This window comes from Massilia sp. DJPM01, assembly GCF_030348125.1.
Classification (GTDB): Bacteria; Pseudomonadota; Gammaproteobacteria; order Burkholderiales; family Burkholderiaceae_D; genus Telluria_A; species Telluria_A frigida.
In genome coordinates, this window is record NZ_JAQOZV010000003.1 from 198,741 (window position 1) to 220,230 (window position 21,490).

Consider the following 21,490-nt stretch of genomic DNA (forward strand, 5'->3'; position numbering starts at 1 on the left):
GTGTTGTTTCCAGTCAATTAAATCCCTAGCGGAAACATCAACGCGCCTTTTCCAAGCTTGCCAGCTGGGCATCGCTCATCGGCCCGCTGCCGCTGTACTTGTCGAGGAACAGGTAGATCACGGGGGTGATGTAGAGCGTGATGACTTGCGAAAACAGCAAGCCGCCGACCACGGCCAGGCCGAGCGGCTGGCGCAGTTCGGCGCCGGCGCCCACCCCGAGCGCGATCGGCAGCGCGCCCATCAGCGCGGCCAGGGTGGTCATCAGGATCGGGCGCAGGCGCAGGATGCAGGCTTCGCGGATCGCCGCGGCCGGGCTCAGGCCCTCGTTGCGCTGGGCGTGCAGGGCGAAGTCGATCATCATGATGGCGTTTTTCTTGACGATCCCGATCAGCATCAGGATGCCGATGATGGCGATCATGGTCAGGTCCAGCCCGAAGATGCGCAAGGTCAGCAGCGCGCCCACGGCGGCCGATGGCAGGCCGGCCAGGATGGTCAGCGGGTGGATGAAGCTTTCGTACAGCACACCCAGCAGCACGTAGATGACGCCCAGCGCGGCCACGATCAGGATGATCTGGCTCGACTGCGAATCCTGGAACACGGCGGCGTCGCCACCGTATTTGGTGATCACCGAGGCCGGCAGCTTCATGTCCACGCCCATCCGGTCGATCTTGCCGGTGGCCACGCCCAGCGGCACATTCGCGCCCAGGTTGAACGACAGGGTGATCGCCTGCAGCTGGCCCTGGTGGTTGACCGAGGTCGGGCCCACCGTGCGCTCGACCGTCGCAAAGCTCGACAACTGCACCAGCTGGCCGCCCTTGCTGCGCACCGACACCCGTCCCAGGGCATCCTCGGACTGGCGGTCGGCCAGTTCGGCTTCCAGGATCACGTTGTAGCTGGCGGCGGCCGAATAGATGGTCGATACCTGGCGTTCGCCAAAGACCGCGTACAGGGCGGTGCGCACGTCGGCGATCTGCACCCCCATGGCGTTGGCCTTGTCGCGGTCGATCTTCAGGGTCGCTTGCAGGCCGCGGTTCTGCGAATCGCTGGTGACGTCGCGGAAGTCCGGGTCGGCGCGCATGCGCTCCAGGTATTTATTGGCCCAGTCGCCCAGCGCGTCGGAACTGACGCTTTGCAAGGTGTACTGGTAGCGGCTCTTGCTGGGCCGTCCGCCCAGTTGCAGGTTCTGGATCGGCGACAGGAATACCGACACGCCGGCCACCTGGCGCGTGGCTTTGCGCAAACGCTCGACCACCTGCGGCATTTTGACGCGCTGGCCGCGCGGTTTCAGGGCGATGAAGCCGCGCCCGGTGTTGCCGCCGCCGGTAAACGACGTCACATCCTGCACGCTCGGGTCGGCGCGGATCACGGCCACCACTTTTTCCTGCAAGACCAGCATGGCGTCGGTCGAGGTATCCTCGGCCGCTTCGATGGTCATGCGCAGCTGGCCCAGGTCTTCCTCGGGGAAAAAACCCTTGGGGATGGTGCTGTACATGATGATCGTCAACACAAAGGTGCCGAGCGCCACCAGCAGCACGATGAAGCGGTGTGCCAGCGCGAAGTCGAGCGAGCGCGCGTAACCATCGCGCACGCGCGCAAAGCCAGCCTCGAAGTGGCGCCCGATGAAACTTTTCTCGCCGCCCTCATCAAGCGCATGGGGCGGCAGCAGGCGGCTGGCCAGCATCGGCACCAACGTCAATGACACCAGCGCCGACACCAGCACCGACAGCCCGACCACCACCGCGAATTCATGGAACAGCAGGCCGATCACGCCCGGCATGAAGAAGATCGGAATGAACACGGCCACCAGCGAGATCGAAATCGAGACGATGGTAAAGCCCATTTCGCGCGAACCGACCAGGGCGGCCTCGACCGGCTTCTTGCCCATTTCGATATGCCGCACGATGTTTTCCAGCACCACGATGGCGTCGTCGACCACCAGGCCCACGGCCAGGGTGATGCCGAGCAGCGACACGTTATCCAGGCTGTAGCCGAAGGCATACAGCAGCGACAAGGCGCCCAGCAGGGAAATCGGCATGGTCACGGCCGGAATGAAGGTGGCGGCGGCGCGGTGCAGGAACAGGAAGATCACCAGCACCACCAGCGCCACAGTGCCGGCCAGGGTCAGGTTGACGTCGTGGATGGCTTCGCGGATCGACACCGAACGGTCGTTGACCAGGGTAATCTTGATCGAGGCGGGCAGCTGGGCCTCGAAACGCGGCAACAGCTTGCGCACCGCGTCGACCACCTGCACCGTGTTGGCGTTGGGCTGGCGCTGCACCAGCAGCACGATCGAGCGCTCGCCGTTGTAGCTGCCGGCCGCTTTCACCGACTGGTAGCTGTCTTCCACCGCGGCCACGTCTTTCAGGCGCACCGGCTCGCCGTTGCGGGTGGCCACGATCAGCTCGGAAAACGCGGCCGCGTTCATCAGCTGGGCATTGCCCTGGATGGTCATGGTCTGGCTCGGTCCGTCGAGCACGCCGAGCGGCGCGTTCGAGTTGGCGGCGCGCAGCGCCAGCGCCAGCTCATCCATCGACAGGTTGCGCGCGTTCATCAGGTCGGCCTTGGCGCGCACCCGCACCGCAAAGCGCTTCTGGCCGTTGACCGACACCTGGGCCACGCCGGGCAGGGTCGACAGGCTGGGAGCGACCAGGTTTTCGGCGTAATCGTTGAGCTCCGACAAATTCATCGAGGGCGAGGTCATGGCCATGAACAGCACCGGCGCGTCGGCCGGGTTGACCTTGCGGTAGGAGGGCAACTCCGTCATCTCTTGCGGCAACTGGCGCTGGGCGCCGAGCAGCGCGGCCTGGACATCGATGGCGGCCACGTTGACATCGATGCTGGGATCGAATTCCAGGGTCAGCGAGGTCTGGCCCTGGGTGCTGGTCGACGTGATGAGGTTGATGCCGGCGATGGTCGAAAACTGCTTTTCGAGCGGCAGCGCAACCGAGGAGGCCATGGTTTCCGGGCTGGCGCCGGACAGGTTGGCCTGGACGTTGATGACCGGGGTGTTATAGCTGGGCAGCGCGGCGACCGGAATGGCCATGTACGACAGCACGCCCACCAGAATCAGGCTGAGCGAGAGCAGCACCACCATCACGGGGCGCCGGATACACAGTTCGGACAGATTCATTGTGCCGCCACCGTGGCCTTGCCATCGCGTTTCGCAGCGGGCCCGTCGGCCAGCTTGACGCGGGCGCCGGGACGCAGGTTCTGCTTGCCTTCGGTGATGACTTTTTCATCGCCGTTCAAGCCCGAGACGGCCGCGTTCACGCCGAAGGTGTGCAAGCGCGTGACCGGCACCTGTTGCGCGGCCTGGCCGGCGTCGACCACGTACACGAAGGTGCCGTGGCTGTTGCTGATGATGGCCGCCTGCGGGATCACCACCGCGTTCCTGATGGTCTGCACCGTCACGCGCGCGCTGACGTACTGGCCCGGCCACAGGCTGGTGGCCTTGTTGTCGAACAGGGCCTTGACCTTGATCGAGCCGGCCAGCGGATCGACGCTATTGTCGATGAAGCTGAGCTTGCCGCTGGCCGCCTTGCCGCCGGCCGTGCCGAGCGCCTCGACCGTGACCGGGCCATTCTTTTGCGCGGCCAGCAAGTCGCCCAGCGCCGCTTCCGGCAGGCTGAAGGCGATGTTGATCGGGTCGAGCTGGGTGATGGTGGCCAGCGAGGTGGCCAGCTGCACCAGGCTGCCCGGGAACACATTGATGGCGCCGACCCGGCCCGCCATCGGCGCGCGGATGGCGCTGTAGCTGGCGTTGACCTGCTCGGCCTTGAGCGCGGCCTGGCCGGCGCCGACCAGCGCGCGCGCCGAATCGACCTGGCTTTTCAGGGTATCGACGGCGCTCCGGGCGATGAATTTTTGGGCGAACAATTCCTCGCTGCGCTTGTACTGGCGCTCCAGGTCGGCGAAGGTGGCGGCATCGCGCGCGATCTGGGCGCGCGCCTTGTCGATATTGGCGCGCTCGCTGCGGTCGTCGAGCGAGAACATCAGTTCGCCCGCCTTGACGAACTGGCCTTCCTTGATATGCACCGTGCGTATCGTGCTGGTCGTTTGCGGATGCAGGTCGACCGTGCTGACCGGGGTCACGCTGGCATTGGCTTGCAGCAGCACCGGCACATCCTGGCGCTGCGGCGCCACCACGTTGACGATGGCCGGCGGCTGGGCGCCGCCCTTGCCGTTCCTGTCGCCCGGCGCAACGGCGGCGCCCTGATGCTCGCCCGGACCGGCATGCTGCGCGCCCCGGCCCAGATACCATGCGCCGGCGCCGATGAGAACGGCGAGGCCGGCGATGATGACGATGCTTTTCTGTTTCATGCGTTTCCCTGCTCGCCACTGCGGGCGGCTTATGATCGGTTCAGTACATTCAATGGTAAGCGATGGCGGCGCTGGCGGGCGGAGCTATTTGCCGGCGTAATACTCCGGCAGGACCAGGGTGACCTCCAGGCCGCCCTCCGGATGGTTGGCCAGCGCGATGCTGCCGCCGTGCTGCTCGGCGATATTGCGGGCGATGGTCAGGCCCAGCCCGGTGCCGCCGGATTCGCGCGAGCGTGACGTTTCGACCCGGTAGAACGGCTCGAACACGCGCGCCAGCTCGCCCGGCGCGATGCCGGGGCCATTGTCGCGCACGCGGATGCGCGCCGCGCCGGCGCCCGCTTCCACCGTGAGATGGGCGCGCTGGCCGTACTTGATGGCGTTGTCGATCAGGTTGACCAGGCAGCGGCGCAGCGCCATCGGCCGCCCCAGCAAGGCCATGCCGGCGTGGCCGTGGACCATCACCTGCTGGCCGGCGTCGGTGGCGTCGCAGGTGACGCTGTCGAGCAGCGAATCGAGGTCGAGCGCCTGCATCGCTTCGGTGGTGTCGGTGCTGCGCGCCAGGTCCAGGCCTTCGCGCACCATTTCCTGCATGGCCGACAAATCGCCCACGAGGCGGTCGCGCAGCTCGCCGTCGCCGACTTTTTCGAGGCGCAGGCGCATCCGGGTCAAGGGCGTCTGCAAGTCGTGGGTGATGGCCGCCAGCATCTGGGTGCGCTGGAAAATGTATTGGCGGATGCGCGCCTGCATGGCGTTGAAGGCCGCGCTGGCCTGGCGGATCTCGCTCGCGCCCGACAATTGCAGCGGCGGGTGGTTGATGTCGTTGCCGAGGTCCTTGGCGGCCTGCGCCAGCTGCTTGAGCGGACGCGTGGTCATGCGCGCAACCAGGTAGGCGAGGAAAGCGATGCTGACCAGGAACAAGCCGATGATCATGCGGTAATCGGTTTCGTGGGCGATCACCGAGGGCGGCGGCGGCATCACCATCAGGCGCAGCAGTTCACCATCGCGCAGGCGCACGTTGATGCTCTCGCACACGCCTTTCCATTGCGATTCGGTGGGACCGAACATGCTGTTCTGGATGCGCGGCACGTCGCAGGCGGCGGGCCGGGCCGCGATGCTGGCCAGCTTGTACTGCGGCCCCATGCGCACCGCCAGCGCCGCCGTGAACGCCGAGGGCGCGGGCTTGACCGGCAGCTCGTCGTTGATGACAACCAGCTGGATGCCGGGGCGGTTGGCGGCGTCCAGATAGGCCAGGCGGGCCGAGGCCGGCACGGTTTCGGTGGCGGTGATCAATTGCTCGGCGCGGTCCATGGCGTGCTGGTCGCGGAAGGCTTCGATCACCCTCTGGCGTTCGTTTTCAGCCAGCAGCTGGGTCAGCACGGCGGTGATGACGACGCCCAGCAGCAGTGTCAGGAACACGCGCCCGGTCATCGAACCGAAGAAGGCCTTCACGCGCCGGGCTCCACCGTCACCTGGCCGGCCAGCACGTAGCCGCCGTTGCGCACTGTCTTGATAATCTGCGGCAGGCGCGCATCTTCGCCGAGCTTCTGGCGCAGGCGGCTGATCTGGATATCGATCGAGCGGTCGAAGGGATCGGCGTCGCGGCCCTGGGTCAGGTTGAGCAGCTGGTCGCGGTTGAGCACGCGGTTGGGATGCTCGAGGAATACGCGCAGCAGGCGGAATTCGGCGCCGGACAGCATGATGACGATGCCCTCGGGATTGAGCAGGTGGCGCGCGGTCAGGTCCAGGGTCCAGCCGGCAAAGCGCATCTGCTGGGCATTGTCGGAAGGCGCGTTGGACGGCATCGCGTGGCTGCGGCGCAGCACGCTGCGGATGCGCGCCAGCAGCTCGCGCGGCTCGAAGGGCTTGGGCAGGTAATCGTCGGCGCCCATTTCCAGGCCCAGGATGCGGTCGAGCGGCTCGTTGCGGGCGGTCAGCATGATCACCGGCAGGGTCGAGGTGGCGCGCAGCTTGCGGCACAGGGTCAGGCCGTCGTCGCCGGGCAGGTTCAGGTCGAGCACGATCAGGTCGGGACGCGCTTCATCGAGCGTCTTCCACATGGCCGTGCCGTCGGCCGCGGCCAGGGCGCGGTAGCCGTTCGATTCGAGGTAATCGGCCAGCAGCGAGCGGATGTCGCGGTCGTCGTCAACGATGAGAATGGTAGAAGGAGTATCCATGCCCGCAATTATCCCCACTTAGCGTGGCCCCGGATAGCGGTTTTGTATCGTCATGTATATTGCCATGGTGCCGATACATATTGATACAAACTCTTTGGCAGCAGACACGGCTTGGAAACATGCAAGGCACATGATGCAGTTGCACCCCGCACATTCACTCAAAGGAAACGCCATGAACGTACTGATTAATGTCCGCAACAGTCTTGTGATCGGTTTTGCCGTGCTGGGCATGGGCGGCGCCGCCGTCGCCGTGCACGCGCAGGAGAGCGGCCATCCGAAAGCGGCCAGCGTGGAACGCCACCACGGCGAGCGCGCCAACTGGGGCGCGCACATGGCCGCGCGCCAGGCGCGCTTGCACGACCAGCTCAAGCTGAGCGCGGCGCAGGAACCGGCTTGGGCGGCGTTCACCGCTGCCAGCAAACCGGGCCAGCGTCCCGCCCGTGGCGAACGCGGCCAGTGGGCCAGCCTGACGGCCCCCGAGCGCATGGAAAAGCAGCTGGACATGGCCAAGCAGCATGTGGCCGCCATGGAAACCCGGCTGGCCGCGCTGAACACCTTCTATGCGGCACTCACGCCGGAACAAAAGAAAGTATTTGACGAGCACAGCATGCGCCGCGGCCATCACGGCAAGCACAAACGCCACGCGTAAAGCAGCGTCATGTGCAGGCCATTCCCCGCGCGCCACGGGGAATGGCGCCCGGCCCGCCTTCTCCGTTATGCAAGGCGGTTTAAATTTCTACTTTAACGTTGTACTTACACCTCAATTGTGTCTTGCCGCCATAAAAATGCGTGTGCGGGGATTCCTGCAAAGTGTAACGTGGTGTATCCTCGAGAAAATCTATCCGCGCGGCAATCCCATACCAGTTTCCGGCTGCGGCATCAACCACATTCCGGGGGCAACATGAGCACGATGGTGTACGACAAGACCGAAAAGGGTCGAGAGGAAATCTCCACACGAAAACATCAACTGTCATCGCGCCTGCGCACGATCCTGGTGATGATGGACGGGCGTCATTCGCTCGATGATTTGCTGCGTAATTTTGCCGGCGTGGGCGTGACTGCGGACAGCGTCAAGGAATTGCTGCAAGAAGGCTATATTTTCCTCGCCAGCGGGGAAGAGCCAGTGGCGGCGGCGGCACCCAAGCTGCCGGCATCGGCACGGGCGCGCCAGGTGGCGCGGCGCGCGGCCGGAGCCGAAGGCGCTCACCATGACGAGGGGCACGACGACGCTGCGGCGCCGTTGCCCGTGGTCGCCAGTGCCGAGGCGCCGTCCGCGCAGGCGCTGGCCGAGAGCCAGCTCGACGACGCCACCCGTTTTCGCCACCTGTACGACTTCTACAACCAGACCATCAAGAGCACGATCGGGCTGCGCGGCATCATGCTGCAGCTCAAGGTGGAAAAGTGCAATAACGTCGACGACTTCCGCGCGCTGCGCCTGCAGTACCTGCAAGCGGTGCTCAAGGCCAAGGGCAGCGAAATGGCGCGCAGTCTGCGCGGCCGCCTCGACGAGCTGCTGGGCGGCAAGCCCGAGCACGAAGACTTCATCCTCCCGGACAATTAAGTCCGCGCCCCTGCGGGCTTAGTTCAGCTTCTTCAGCGAGGCCGTGAACTTGTCCGCATTCTGATATCCGATCACGCGGCTGCCTGCAATTTCCTGGCCGCGCTGATCGAACAAGATGATCCCCGGCGGCCCGAACAGGCCGAAGCGCTTGAGCATGGCCTTGTCGTCGGCATCGTTGGCGGTGACGTCGACTTGCAGCAAGAGCGTGCCGGCCAGTTGCTGGCGCACGCGCGCATCGACAAAGGTCAGCTTTTCCATTTCCTTGCAGGACACGCACCAGTCGGCATAAAAATCGAGCATCGCGGTCTTGCCGGCGTTGTGCGCCAGCGCGGCGTCGAGCTGGGCCACGGTTTTGACGCGGGTGAAGGCCAGCCCATGCTGCTGGCCGCCCACGCCCAGATGGGCCAGCGGTGCGAGCGGATCGCGCCCGCCGGTGGCTGCGCCGACCAGCTGGAGCGCTCCCAGCAGGGCGCACACCACGCCGAGCGCGAGTCCGGCCCAATGGCGGACGTGGCGCAGCATGTAGACGCCGTAGCCGAGCAGCAGCGCGCTCCACAGCAGCATTTGCAGCAGCGGCGGCAGCACGGGCGAGGTCAGCCACAGGGCCATGCCCAGCATGGTGACGCCGAAAAAGCGTTTGACGTGGTTCATCCAGGCGCCGGTGCGCGGCAGCAGGGAACCGGCCGACAGGCCGACCAGCAACAGCGGAATGCTCATGCCCATCGCCAGCGAAAACAGCGCGACCCCGCCGACGACGCCATCGCGCGACTGGAAGATGAAGGTCAGCGCGCCGGCCAGCGGCGCGGCCACGCAGGGACCGACGATCAGGGCCGACAGGGCGCCCATGATGAACACGCCGATGAGTTTACCGGCCGACTGGCGTCCGGAGGCGTCGACCAGGCGGTGTTGCAGGAAGGATGGCACTTGCAGCTCGTACACGCCGAACATGGACAGCGACAGGGCCACGATCATGATGCCGACGCCAATCAGGATCCACGGCTTTTGCAGCTCGGCGGCCAGGCCCTCGCCCATCAGGCCGGCGGCCACGCCCAAGGCGGTGTAGACCAGGGCCATGCCGAGCGAATAGGCCAGCGCCAGGATGAAGCCGCGCGCGCGCGTGGTGCCGGCGCCCTCGCCCACGATGATCGATGCCAGGATCGGGACCATCGGCAGCACGCAGGGGGTAAAGGACAGGCCGAGGCCCAAGGCGATGAAGGTGGGGATGATCAGCCACAGCTTGCCGCCGCCGAGCAGCGCGGCGCCGTCGCCGGTGGCGGGCGTGGCGGCCGGGGCCTGGACTGCGGCCGGGGCTGGCGCTGGTGCGGTGGGCGGCTCGGGTGTGAGGGCTTCGTCGGCGCTGCCCTGCTTCGGCTTGGCGACGGGAATGGAGGCGGGCGGGGTCGACATCGATGGCTTGGACATGCCGGGCGCTGGCGACGATCCGGCCGCGCCTACCAGGCGGGCCTCGGCCTCCTGCGGTGCGTAGCACAGGCCGGCGTCGGCACAGCCCTGCGAGGTGGCCGTCAGCGTGAACATGCCGGACGACTCGACGGGAATCGTGATGGTGATGCTCTTGCGGTGGGTTTCGACATCCTTCTGGAAGGTTTCGTCGAACTTGACCTTGCCGGGCGGGATGAGCGGGGAGCCCAGCGTGGCGTTGGCGGCGGTGAATTTGAAGCGTTCGCGGTACATGTAGTAGCCGTCGGCGATGTTGTAGGTGACGGCGATGGTTTGCGGGTCGACCATGCGGGCAGAGAACTTGAAGGCCACCTCGGGGGCCAGGTAATCGTCTTCCGCGCGCGCGGGGCTGGCGAACAGGAACGAGAGGGCAAGCAGGAGCAGCGCGAGGGCGTGAGCCGGCGCTTTCAACGAAAAGGCAAACATGACTTCCTTAGCGGGACGCGAAGCAGAATAGTACACCGGGGGAAGAGGTCGCGTCTGCGGCGGGTCACGGCCAGCGGCCCTCATGCAAGGTGAGTGATCGAAGCAAGCGATTCGGTTTTGCAAGAAGCTTACGAATACTGGACGCCGGCAGCGGCCACGCATGTCGGACGCGACGATGTTCGTCAATACTCCCATTCCTGATGCGCCAATGGCAGACTGTTCAACATCTCTCTATATTGAGGCCACTGCGGCATGTGTGTATCCATGAGCGCAATGAAGCGCTCATTGTGATGCCGCTCCACCAGGTGGATCAGTTCATGGGCGACGATATATTCGAGACACTGTAACGGTTTCTTTGCCAGATCCGTGTTGATACGGATATTTTTGGGGCCGGGGCTGCAACTGCCCCATTTTGTCTTCATCTTCTGCACGAAGAACTTTCCGGCCTTCGCGCCCACAACGTTCTCCCACTTGGCAATCAGGGACGGGATGACTTCTTTCAGCTGCTCACGATACCAGGCATCGAGTACCTCTTGCCGCTTCTCGTGGCTGGCCCCGGGCCGCAACTGGAGAATCATCTTATTGTGTTTGAGTTCGACGGTCGGAGCAGCCTCTTTCTCGACCAGCTTGAGCAGGTAACGCTTGCCCCAAACGTAGTGGCTCTCGCGGTCGAGATATTCACGGGGGGTTTCGCGCTGCTGCTCGCGCAATTTCTTCTGCTGGCTCTTGATCCAGGCCAGCTTGGTGATGGCGAACACCCGGATGGTGTCGATGTCCATGCGCAAGGGCGCGGAAATACGCACCTTGCCGGCGGGGGGATGGACGCTCAAGTGAAGGTTCTTGATATCCTTCTGCACGACGTCGACAGCGATATCGCCCAGCTTAAATTGCATCAAAGTCAATATTCCTTTTGCTGCCGGATGATCGGGAAAATGCGTTCGACTTCATCCACGTCCTGCAAGATCCCGTACAAGGCTGCCTTGATCGCGTTTTCTTTCGCCTGGACGCCGCGCCAGCCATCGGGTCGCGCGTGTTTGATGGCCGCATCGATCCTGAGTGCAAGCGCCACCATGGCATCGCTTTCGCCTCCCAGATCCCCCGCCCCTGATTGCGCCACATGCTGTGCGCCAGCACTACCTTGCCGCAACAAATTGTATAGCGCACGTCGTCCCGGCGTGTTCAACTGCTTCGGGGTGTCATCGGCCTGGCCCGCCTCGACCCGCTTCGCCAGATCCGCGACCTTGATCAGGTAATCCTCGTACTCAAGCGCCGTGGCCTTGCGCGCCGCGATGATTTCGTCGAGCAGCGCCGACATGCTGGCGTAATAGGCCGGGTCGTTCAAGTGCTCCTTGATGATCTTGCTGCGCACATTGTTCTCGATGGTTTCGGCAACCGCCTCCTTGCTACCCCTGAGTCCTGCCGGCAGACTGTCAATGGCCTTGGCAATGCCGGTTTTGACAATCAATTCCAGCAGCGGCATGTCGTCGAACGGCGAAATTTTTCTTGGTTCGCTCGCTTCGATATACGTGTCGATCAGGTGGCGCATGTCAGCCTCGAAGGGCTTCACGTCCAGCTTTTCATTGGCGGCGTTGCGGATCGTCTCGCGCAGCTTCAGGTAGCGCTCAATCGCCTGTTTGATGCGTTCGATATCGGCATCGGTATAACCGGCCTTGCCGAGGTCGTCCGAGATATTGGCGAATGCGCGCACCAGCGCCACCATGGCCTTGTAGAGTGCGACACGCTGCGGCTCGTGCGCCTTCAGATCGTCCGCGATTTCGGTGTTGCCACAGAAATAGCGAATGTGTTCGAGCTCTCCCTGGGGCGGTGCCACCGGCTCGCAAAGGAGCGCGACCGTTTCCAGCGCATTGTCCAGACGCTCGCGCCCCTTGCTCAAGCGATCCTGGAGCAGTACTTCGGACGCGGCACCGCCGGCGCTGTGGTCCAGTTCCGAGGTGTACACGGCAATGGCGTTCTCTACCTTCTTGAACAAATCCTTGTAATCGACGACGTAGCCGAATTCCTTGTCGTCGCCGTCGAGCCGGTTGGTGCGGCAGATGGCCTGGAACAAGCCGTGATCCTGCATTCGCTTGTCGATGTAGAGGTAGGTGCAGCTTGGCGCGTCGAAGCCGGTCAAGAGCTTGTCGACCACGATCAGCAAGCGCATGTTCGCCGGCTGCTCCTTGAACAGCTTCTTGGCATGGTCCTCGTACGTTTCGGTCCTGGATTTGTCGGGCAGCGCCGCCACGTTGTGCAGCAATGCAGTGTAGGTGTTGTAGATGAACTGCTTGGCGGTTTCCGTATTGGCGCCGGTGTCTTCCAGCGCGATGTCCTGCGCGTGTGGGTTATAGGAGGTAACCACCGCGCATTTGCCTTTGAAGGGCGTACCTTGGAACAGCTCGAAATACTTGCACGCTTCGTAGATACTGGAAGCGACCAGAATGGCGTTGCCGCGCTGGTCGGACAGGCGCGGCCTGTCGCTGAAATCGAAAACGATGTCGGCCACCACCCGATGCATGCGCGACTTGGAACTGAGCACATTTTGCATCGTTCCCCACTGCTCGCGCAGTGCCGCCTTTTGCCAGTCGTTCAAGCTTTTGGTTGTGGCGTCGAACCATGCGTCGATCTTTTTTTCCGAACCAAGCCGCTGGTCGATGTCGCGCGCCTCGTAGATCAGATCAAGCACGACTTCATCCTCGACCGCCTCGCTGAATTTATAGGTGTGGATGTAGCCGCCGAACACTTCCAGACTGGTTTGCTTGTCCTGCTTGAGCAGTGGCGTGCCGGTAAACCCAATGAACACCGCGTTCGGCATCAGCGCCTTCATTGTGCGGTGCAACTTGCCGCTCTGGGTGCGGTGGCATTCGTCGACGAAGACAAAAATCTCGCCGACTGTCGGGCAGGGTTGCGCTTCCAGATCCTTGATGAACTGCTCAAAATTGTCGACGCCCTTCTTGCCGAATTTGTGTACCAGCGAGCACAATAAACGTGGCGCGGCCTGGCCGAGCCGGGCCATCAGGTCGCGTCCGCTGTTAGCGCGGGTCATCGGATAGCCGGCGGCAATGAACACGCCCTCGATCTGCTTGTCCAGTTCATCGCGGTCGGTGACGATCACGACACGGGCCTTGGGTTTATTTTCCAGGATCCATTTGGCCAGCAAGACCATGACGATGCTCTTGCCGCTCCCCTGGGTGTGCCAGATGATGCCGCCCTCGCGGCGATGCACATGGGCCTGGGCCGCCTTGATGCCGGCATACTGGTGCACGCGCGGCAGTTTCTTGACGCCGCCGTCGAATAGCACGAAGTCGTGCATCAACTCGATCAGGCGCGACTTGTCGCACATCTTCAGCAGGTATTTGTCGAGCTTGAAGCGGCTGTTATCGGCTTCGTCTTCCTTCCAGGTCAGGAAGTACTTTTCCTCGGTCTTGATGGTGCCATATTTGAGGCCTTGGGAATCGTTGCCGGCGAAAACAAACTGGATCGTGCTGAAGAACCATTCATTGAATGCCGCCTGCTGGTTGGAGAGGTTTTGGCGGATGCCGATCCCGATATCGGCGCGGCTGTTTTTAAGTTCCAGCACGCCGACGGCAATGCCGTTGACATAGATGACGATATCGGGGCGGCGCTCATGGTTGCCGTGCAGCGTGACCTCCTCGGCGATGGCGAAATCGTTCAGCAGCGGTTCGTTCCAATCGATCAGACAGACTGTTTCGGCATGTTCGCCCACGGCTTCTTGCACTTGTACGCCGTAACGGAGCAGGCTGTATACAGCCTTGTTGTTGTCGTAGAGACTACGGTTGGGATTGCCAGCCTCGACGCGCAAACGATCGACGACGCGCCCGATTTGCGCCGCACTGTAGCCACGCCTGGTCAGATAGGCCGAGAGCAGCACGACTTCGACGTTGCTGTTGTTCGGGCGATGGGTCCAATCACCGAGGGGCTGATAGCCCAGTTCGTCGCGGAACAGAGCGGCGACGCGGTTTTGCGTGGCGCGTTCGGGCTGGCCAGTGGTCATATGAGGCGAATCTTTCCAGTGAGGAGTTGGTTCATCATGCCTTGCTTGATGGCTCGGGCCTTGGCGAGCTGGGCCTCCAAATCGGCAATCTCAGCATCCATATCGAATAGCACTGCGCCAATAGCGCGTTGTTCTAGTAAGGTTGGGAATTTTCCTTGAATACTCGCTAACGCGCCGCTGCTGATATGAACGACAGCATCCCCTTGACCTCGACTAGCCTTTTGTTGATTTATGGGCGAAGTATTTAAGTAGTATCCGAGAAATAGTGGATCTGACTTCTCTGCGCGAAAGATAACGATATCACCACCCGCATATGCCTCGAATTTATCGATGAATGCAGCGCATTTTCCAATTTCCGCCTTGGTCTCGCCTGAACCGGCAAATAGGATATCGCCGTACTGAAGACGCGTTGCACAAAGTGCGACATCACGGGCGATCCAAGAGAAAAACTCCGTTATGTAATCGTCGTGTCTGGTGTAAATTTCGCCATATCGGACACAAGCGAGACTTCCACCCGAAGACTGGTGTCTGGTAACGCCCCGCCCCTTCAAGAACGTGCCGATCTCACCCAATTGCTTAGCTTCCCAATCACCACTGAACCCGGGCAAACGCTTTTTCCCCGTGAGCAAATCCTGCATGACGCCTTGCTTGAGGTAGCGCTTTTTGGTGACGAGTTGCTCCAGCGATTCGATGAGAGCATCCGCATCGCTCAACGCCTCGGAGATAGCTTCTTGTTCAGCTTCCGGCGGCAAGCGAATTTGAATTGAGCGAACGAGAAAATTATTTAGGTTTTCCTGACTTCCCGTATTGCTTAAATTCCTGATAGCTTCGTACTGACTGCGAAGGAAGTGCAGGATGAAATTGCCCAAAGCACCTCGACGGAGAGAAATGGAGGCACATGCTTGATTCGTCGCGGCTTCAATTCCAAGAATGCCAACTTTTCCGCGCGTCTTTCCTTGCCCATATAATGCCATCAAAAGCGTTCCTGGCGGGAGTAATTTCGCGGCGGAGTTGCTTAGTCCTTCCTTGGAAATAAATTGTTCCGCGCTATTTATAGTACGGGCATTCACTTCTGTCGTGGTAATCCAAGGGATATCACCATGCCAAAACAGTTCGTTCGCACGGCTCGGCGTACCGCCTGCCGTGACCGTCGCAAGTTCTCCCAAGCGCTTAGCTTCCCAATCCTCCGGAATCACGCCCACCTCGGACTGCTTGTACCCCGCTGGAATCGCACTCATTGCTCCACCTCCCGCAAACTCAGCTCCAGCTCGCGGCGCAACGCCTCGCGGTCAGGCAAGTAAAGCTGGTATTTCTGCACGAAAAGCTGGCTGTTCATCTGGTAGGTCGCATATTCAACCAGCAACTCATCCTTGTTGCGGCTGAGGATAATGCCAATCGGTGGGTTATCGCCCTCGACGTTTTCCTCGTTGGCGAAATAGCCCAGATACATATTCATCTGGCCGATGTCGTGATGCTGGACGTCGTTGATCTTGAGATCGATCAGCACGAAGCAGCGCAGGATGCGGTGATAAAAGACCAGATCGACCTTGTAGTGCGTATTGTTGATCGTGACCCGGTATTGCCGGCCGACGAAAGTGAAGCCCTTGCCCAGTTCCAGCAGGAAGGGCTGGAGGTGATCGCAGAGCACCGTTTCGAGCTGGGCTTCCGAGAGCTGGTACGGCTCGGGGATTTTCAGGAACTCGAACACATATGGTTCGCGCAGCAGGTCGGCGGCTTGTTCGACGATCTGCCCTTGGGCGGCGAGCTGCAGGATGCCAGCCTTGTCCTTGCTGGCGGCCAGTCGCAAGAACAAGGCGCTTTCCTTTTGTCGTATCAGTTCCCGCACCGACCAGCGCTCGCGGCCAGCTTGCTGTTCGTAAAACCCGCGTTCCAGCGGGTCGTCGATTTTCAGCAGTTCGACGATATGCGACCAGCTCAATTGGTGCGACAGCGTCGCACTATTTGGGTAGGCTTGATAAAACTGGCGGATGCGAATCAGGTTGCTGCGGCTAAAGCCCTTGCCGTGACGCAGGCTTAAATCCTTCGCCAGACTGGCAAGCAAAGCCGTACCATAATCTGCGCGGATTTTTCCGCCCTGCTCGAATTCGACGATATGCCGTCCGACCTGCCAGTAAGTCTCAATGAGCTGGTCGTTGACGGCCTGCATTGCACGAACGCGGCCCTGGGTGTACGTGCCGGAAATCTGCTCCAGCAGCACCCGATAGTCAGGCGAGGCGCTGAGTATGTGAACATCATTGCTCATGGCTGGAACCCCATTTTCTTCAGGTGCGCCGCCACCTTGTCGCTCAGGTCGGCAACCTTGTCGACCAGTTTCGGCAGTGGCGTCTCGTAGCGCTCGGCCAGCTCCTTGACCCGTTTGGTCAACGTCTGGCTGATGCGGTCCATTTCGCCATGAATGGCTGCGCAGATCGTTGCCATCCATTTGTCCTCGACCGCCAGCGTCTTGATGTCGGCCTCGCCGAGCGTCGGATACCTGGCATAGGCCAGCGCGTCGAGCTCGGCCTCGGCGTCTTTCAACTTCTTCCGGAGGTCGGCTTCGCTCATGCAGAGTTTAAGCCAGGCGTCAAGGGCTGCGGCTTCTTCCTTCGCATCCTTGTCACCCTTGATTTCTTTCAAGCGGGCGGTAACGCTGGCCTTGTTCACCTTGTCGAGTTCGGCGAACGCGCCCTCGTCGCCACCGTGCTCCTCTTCCATTTCGGCCATTTGGGCGGCAAGGCTATCCACCGCCGCTTCCAGCTCGCCGATGGCGGCCTGCTGACTGGCGAAGTAACGGTCGACAATGAGTTGCTTGGGCACGAGATCGCAGGCCCAGCCCTTGTCGACGTCCTTGCCTTTCTTGTTCTTTTCGACGACGCGGTAGGTATCGGCCTTCCAGCCGTCCGCAGCAATCAGATAGCAATCATCCTGCATTGTCGTGGCCCAGTAATCCATCAAGTGTTGATAGACCGCGTATTGGTCGATCAGCGGCTTGTCCGCGTAGTGGGCGAGCAAGTCTTCGGCAAGCTCGTTGATGATGCGTTTGGGGTGGCAGCCGGCTTGCAAGTCCTTGAGCGTCCCGGTGCTGCGCTGTTGCCAGTCGGCGAACAGGGCATTCATGCTGTCGATGAAGGTGACGAATTCCGGGTGCTCGTAGATGCCGGGCTTGATGTCTTTCTTGGCGACCGCCAGATCGAGGTAGCCCGGGCGGTTTGCAGAGAACAGTGCTTTTCGCAGTTGCGGGCAAACTGTCCAGTACGCCTGCAAGGCATCCACATCGGCGCCTGGAATGCCGCCTTTCAGGTGGCCTTCGATATCCTGGATATCCTCGAGCTGCTGACTGTCGATGTAGCGCGGAATGTTGAGATTGAAGTCGTTTTTCTCGATCTCCTCGATGCCGACCATGCGCGCGAATTTCGGGTCGCTTTCGTCGCGCCGGTTGAACACATCGACGATCCGGTGAATATCGCAGTCGCGCAAGCGGTTTTTCGGGCCGTCCTTCATGAAGCCAGCACTGGCGTCGATCATGAAAATACTCTTGCGGCTGTGGGCATTTTCCTTGTCGATCAGGATGATGCAGGCGGGGATACCGGTACCGTAGAACAAATTGGCGGGCAGGCCAATAATACCTTTGATGTAGCCTTGGTGGATCAGGTTGCGGCGGATGTCGGCCTCGGCGTTGCCGCGAAACAGCACGCCATGCGGCAGGATGCACGCGCCTTTTCCCGTGCTCTTGAGCGAACGGACGATGTGCAGCAGGTAGGCGTAGTCGCCCTGCTTGGCCGGCGGCGTGCCGAAATGCTCGAAGCGCTGGTGCGGGTCGTTGGCCGGGTCGATCCCGGTGCTCCAGCGCTTGTCGCTGAAAGGCGGATTGGCGACGACGTAGTCGAAGGTTTTGATCCAGCCGTCTTCGCCGGCGAACAGCGGATTGGCGATCGTGTTGCCTTGTTTGATTTCAGCCGTCGGGTTGTCATGCAAGATCATGTTCATGCGTGCCAGGCCGGAGGTAGCCGCATCCTTCTCCTGACCGTACAGCGTCACTTTGGCATGGGCTTCGTCGCCCACTTTCAGCAACAGCGAGCCCGAGCCGCAGGTCGGGTCGTAGACGGTCGTGCTGTTGTTGGTCTGCGAACCACCGATGCCGATGATCTGCGCCATGATGCGGCTCACTTCGGCAGGCGTGTAGAACTGCCCCTTGCTCTTGCCGCTTTCGGCGGCGAAGTGGCGCATCAGGTATTCGTAGGCGTCACCCAGGATGTCATCACCCTCGGCGCGATTTTTGCTGAAGTCGAGCGCCTTGTTCTCGAAGATGGAAATCAGGTTGGTAAGACGGTCGACAATTTCCTGTCCGCTGCCCAATTTGCTCGGGTCGTTGAAGTCCGGCATGTCGGACAGCTTGTTGGCCTTCGCCAGCGGGCCGATAATTTTCTTGTTGATCTGGTCGCCGATGTCCGGGCTGCCCTTGAGTGCGACCATGTCGTTGAAACTGGCCCCGGGCGGAATCACGATGGGCGCGTACGGCAGGCCAGCATATTTATCAGAAACATACTTGACGAACAACAGGACGAGAACGTAATCCTTGTACTGACTGGCGTCCATGCCACCGCGCAACTCGTCGCAGGACTGCCAAAGGGAGGAATAGAGTTCAGATTTCTTGATTGCCATAAGCTGCTTAGATGTGGATCATGCCACGGAGAGGAAAGTGCTTACTTTACCGTATCGATGACACATGACCAAGGCATCTGAAGAACAGCTCACATGCTTTCCATCCCGGACGCAATGAGCAAAGCGTCAATGGCGAAGCGGCGACAACAGCCGCGATCGGAGGGCGCGCGACCAATCGGCATCAGCGCAGGCGCACATGGCGCCTCTGCCGAAATTTTTGCCACCGTGGATATACTCAGCGATCATTGTTGGTGTCGCCGCTAAAGGATGTTGCGGTAAAATTCGGGGTGCAGCTCGGCACGACTGCCCCCCCCGTCGGGCGCTGCGGTACAAGCCCGCGAACGATGGCCGATATCAGCGTGATAGCCGATGCAATAACCGCGCGCTCGACCGTCGCTTGGCGATTGGAGGTGGCGAGTCCTTAGCCGACCAGGAGCAATGTCAACCTTCAGTAGAAATGATGCACCCAGCGCTGGTAGACCGGCAGACCCACCAGCACGTTGACGGGAAAGGTGATACCCAGCGCAGCGAGCGTAGCCAGACCCAGATCGGCATGCGGGATGGCGCTGCGGATCGCCGCCGGCGCGGCAATGTAGGAGGCGCTCGCCGCCAGCGCGGCCAACACCAGGGCACTGCCTTCGGGCAAGCGCAGCATCAGCGCGAGCGCAATGCCGCTCCAGGCGAGCGCGAACGGCGCGAGCGCGGCAAAGACCATCAAGCGCCAATGGCGCAACGGCGACGAGGCAAAACTGCGCGCGGCACACAAGCCCATTTCCAGCAGGTAGAGCGAGAGCATGGTTTTAAAGCCGTCGATCAGCACCGGCTTCAAGGGAGCCAGACCGGCCGGACCGTACAGGTAGCCGATCAGCACGCCCCCGCCGAGCAGCAGCACGCCGCGGCTGGTGAGGGCGTCGCGCAAGACATGCAAGCCACCGTCGCGCCCGCTCATACGGCGCTGCCACAACAGCATGAGCACGATCGCGGGTAGCTCCAGCATCACCAGGTACAAGGTCGTTTGCGGCGCCAGCGCGAGGCCGGAGCGCTCGGCCAGGGCCACCACCACGGCAAAGGAGCCGGCGCTCACCGAGCCGTAATGCGCGGCCACGCTGCTCGCGTCGTCGGCCGACAGCCTGACCAGGCGGCGCAGCATGGGATAACACGCGGCCGGCAGCGCCAGGCCCGGAGTCGCCACCGCCAGCAACTCCGGCAGCATGGCCATGGTGAGGATGCCGTGCAAAGCCATGCCGCCCTTGAGGCCGAGCACCAGCATCAGCAAGATCGCCAGGGTGTCGTAGATCGCCACCGGCACCTTGAGGTCGGATTTAACGAGCCCGGCCGCCAGTCCAAGCACAAAGAAAGCAATCACAATATCGAACATACGCGCTCCAGGGAAGACAGGACGGCGAGTTTGCCCAACATTACGCATATGCGATAATAAATTGTTCAACACCAAGCCATAGAGCATCATCTATGAACGTCCGCCATCTGAGTTTTCGCCTGTTGCAGGTCTATGTCGAGGTTGTCCGCTGCGCCGGCGTATCGGCTGCGGCGCGCGCGTTGCACCTGCCCTTTGGCGCTCACGGAAATTGACCCACGTCCGCTCACGGAAATTGCCCCGGCGATGTGGAGCTTGCGCCCGGCGCGCACCTGTGCGCGTGGGACCCGCTGTCCGACTGCTGAATCATTCTGCCGAGCCGCTATAATGACGGCGATCCACAATCGACCGCCGTGTTCGCGCCAACCCCATGCTCCTCCCCACCCAATACGCCATTCGCATCGCCGCGCCCGCGGCCGCCGGCCCGCTGTCGCGGGTACGCAAGCAATTCAACACCCTAGTTAAGAAGCTCGAAGCCGAACGCGTCAGGCTGTCGCTCTGGCGCGAGGAGTTGCCGAAGATACGCGCCCTGGCCGACAGTGAGTACAGCCCCTTGGCGCGGACCTTCGACGCCCATCGCCGGCGGCTGTTGTTGCTGCTCGATCAGGCCTATTCCGACAAGACGATGGGCAAGAAGGACAGGGAAAAGCTGGCCGACGTGATCTGTTCGACGGCCCTGGACTTGATGGGGGTCGATGAGGAGGACGAGGCGATCAAGGAAATCTATAACAAGCACAGCGGATGCGACTTCGATCTGGACATGGAGGCGGAAAAGGCGTTCATGCGCAAGATGGTGGGCGCGGCGACCGGCGTCGAACTGGACGAGGACACTGATTTCAGCTCTCCGCAAGCCTTCTTCGAGGCCATGCGGGACAAGATGGAAGAGCGCAAACGGGAAGAGGAGCGGAGCGAACAGTCCCATGCGGCCAAGCCGGCCAAACTGAGCGCGCGCGAGGCGCGCCACCAGGCCGAGGAGCTCAAGCTAAAACAGTCGGTGCGCGACATCTTCCGCAAGCTCGCCAGCGCCCTGCACCCGGACCGCGAGACCGATTCCGCCGAGCGCGGGCGCAAGACGGCGCTGATGCAGCGCGCAAACGTGGCGTATGCGTCCAATGACCTGCTCAGCCTGCTGGAGCTGCAACTCGAGGTCGATCAGATCGATCAGACAGGCCTGGACAATCTGGGCGAGGACCGGATCAAACAATATAACCGTATTCTCGATGGCCAGGTCGGCGAAATAAAATCCGAAATCATCGCGCTGGAAACCGCGCTCTCGCTCGACATGGGCTGGGAATTTGGCCAGCACCGCACGCCCAAGGCGATGATGCAGGGCCTGCGCGCTGACATCGCCGCGATGCGGGCCAACGTCAAGTACATCGAGGCGGACCTCGACACGTTCAGCGACATCAAGAAGCTAAAGGCTTGGCTGAAGGATTACCGCATTGTCGCCAACGACCCGGGCTACGGCGAACCGTGGTTTTAACGGCGCCGCCAAAAGCGCT

14 protein-coding genes are annotated in these 21,490 nt (G+C 61.8%); 3 read left to right on the forward strand and 11 right to left on the reverse strand.

Going from position 1 to position 21,490, the window contains the following annotated elements:
* Positions 1–37 precede the first annotated feature (37 nt).
* The 4 genes from PO883_RS03515 to PO883_RS03530 form a co-directional block, all read right to left on the reverse strand.
* Complete coding sequence (locus PO883_RS03515) at positions 38–3,130, reverse strand: efflux RND transporter permease subunit (RefSeq protein WP_289308518.1); 3,093 nt, start codon at positions 3,128–3,130, stop codon at positions 38–40.
* Complete coding sequence (locus PO883_RS03520; RefSeq protein ID WP_289308519.1) at positions 3,127–4,320, reverse strand: efflux RND transporter periplasmic adaptor subunit; 1,194 nt, start codon at positions 4,318–4,320, stop codon at positions 3,127–3,129. Before PO883_RS03520 ends, PO883_RS03515 begins: the two co-directional genes overlap by 4 nt.
* A gap of 84 nt (positions 4,321–4,404) precedes the next feature.
* Positions 4,405–5,769, reverse strand: a complete 1,365-nt coding sequence (locus PO883_RS03525; RefSeq protein ID WP_289308520.1) for an ATP-binding protein — start codon at positions 5,767–5,769, stop codon at positions 4,405–4,407.
* Entirely contained in the window at positions 5,766–6,494 is a 729-nt protein-coding gene (locus PO883_RS03530; RefSeq protein ID WP_289308521.1) for a response regulator, read from the reverse strand. Before PO883_RS03530 ends, PO883_RS03525 begins: the two co-directional genes overlap by 4 nt.
* A 172-nt stretch (positions 6,495–6,666) precedes the next feature.
* On the opposite strand from PO883_RS03530, the gene PO883_RS03535 reads away from it, so the two are divergent.
* Together PO883_RS03535 and PO883_RS03540 are read left to right on the forward strand one after the other, a co-directional pair.
* Positions 6,667–7,143, forward strand: coding sequence for a Spy/CpxP family protein refolding chaperone (locus PO883_RS03535; protein WP_289308522.1), 477 nt, complete (start codon positions 6,667–6,669; stop codon positions 7,141–7,143).
* A 252-nt stretch (positions 7,144–7,395) separates the two neighbouring features.
* Entirely contained in the window at positions 7,396–8,055 is a 660-nt protein-coding gene (locus PO883_RS03540; RefSeq protein ID WP_289308523.1) for a hypothetical protein, read from the forward strand.
* 18 nt (positions 8,056–8,073) lie between these two features.
* Here PO883_RS03540 and dsbD read toward each other — a convergent pair whose 3' ends face one another.
* The 7 genes from dsbD to PO883_RS03575 form a co-directional block, all read right to left on the reverse strand.
* On the reverse strand, positions 8,074–9,939 hold the full coding sequence (dsbD, locus tag PO883_RS03545; protein WP_289308524.1) for a protein-disulfide reductase DsbD: 1,866 nt from the start codon (positions 9,937–9,939) through the stop codon (positions 8,074–8,076).
* 182 nt (positions 9,940–10,121) lie between these two features.
* A complete protein-coding gene (locus PO883_RS03550) occupies positions 10,122–10,832 on the reverse strand; it encodes a M48 family metallopeptidase (protein WP_206091407.1) in 711 nt (236 codons plus the stop codon).
* 5 nt (positions 10,833–10,837) lie between these two features.
* Positions 10,838–13,951, reverse strand: coding sequence for a type I restriction endonuclease subunit R (locus PO883_RS03555; RefSeq protein WP_289308525.1), 3,114 nt, complete (start codon positions 13,949–13,951; stop codon positions 10,838–10,840).
* The gene (locus PO883_RS03560; RefSeq protein ID WP_289308526.1) at positions 13,948–15,189 is read right to left on the reverse strand and encodes a restriction endonuclease subunit S; all 1,242 of its coding nucleotides are present in this window, start codon (positions 15,187–15,189) and stop codon (positions 13,948–13,950) included. Before PO883_RS03560 ends, PO883_RS03555 begins: the two co-directional genes overlap by 4 nt.
* Positions 15,186–16,214 carry a YhcG family protein gene (locus PO883_RS03565; protein ID WP_289308527.1) on the reverse strand — a complete coding sequence of 343 codons (1,029 nt, stop codon included), beginning with the start codon at positions 16,212–16,214 and terminating at the stop codon, positions 15,186–15,188. The genes PO883_RS03560 and PO883_RS03565 overlap by 4 nt, the downstream gene beginning before the upstream one ends.
* Positions 16,211–18,613, reverse strand: a complete 2,403-nt coding sequence (locus PO883_RS03570; RefSeq protein WP_289308528.1) for a type I restriction-modification system subunit M — start codon at positions 18,611–18,613, stop codon at positions 16,211–16,213. The genes PO883_RS03565 and PO883_RS03570 overlap by 4 nt, the downstream gene beginning before the upstream one ends.
* A gap of 448 nt (positions 18,614–19,061) precedes the next feature.
* Entirely contained in the window at positions 19,062–19,991 is a 930-nt protein-coding gene (locus tag PO883_RS03575) for a sodium-dependent bicarbonate transport family permease (RefSeq protein ID WP_289308529.1), read from the reverse strand.
* Positions 19,992–20,358: 367 nt separating this feature from the next.
* Between PO883_RS03575 and PO883_RS03580 the strand changes: the two genes are divergently transcribed.
* Positions 20,359–21,471, forward strand: a complete 1,113-nt coding sequence (locus PO883_RS03580) for a molecular chaperone DnaJ (protein WP_289308530.1) — start codon at positions 20,359–20,361, stop codon at positions 21,469–21,471.
* Positions 21,472–21,490: the final 19 nt, after the last annotated feature.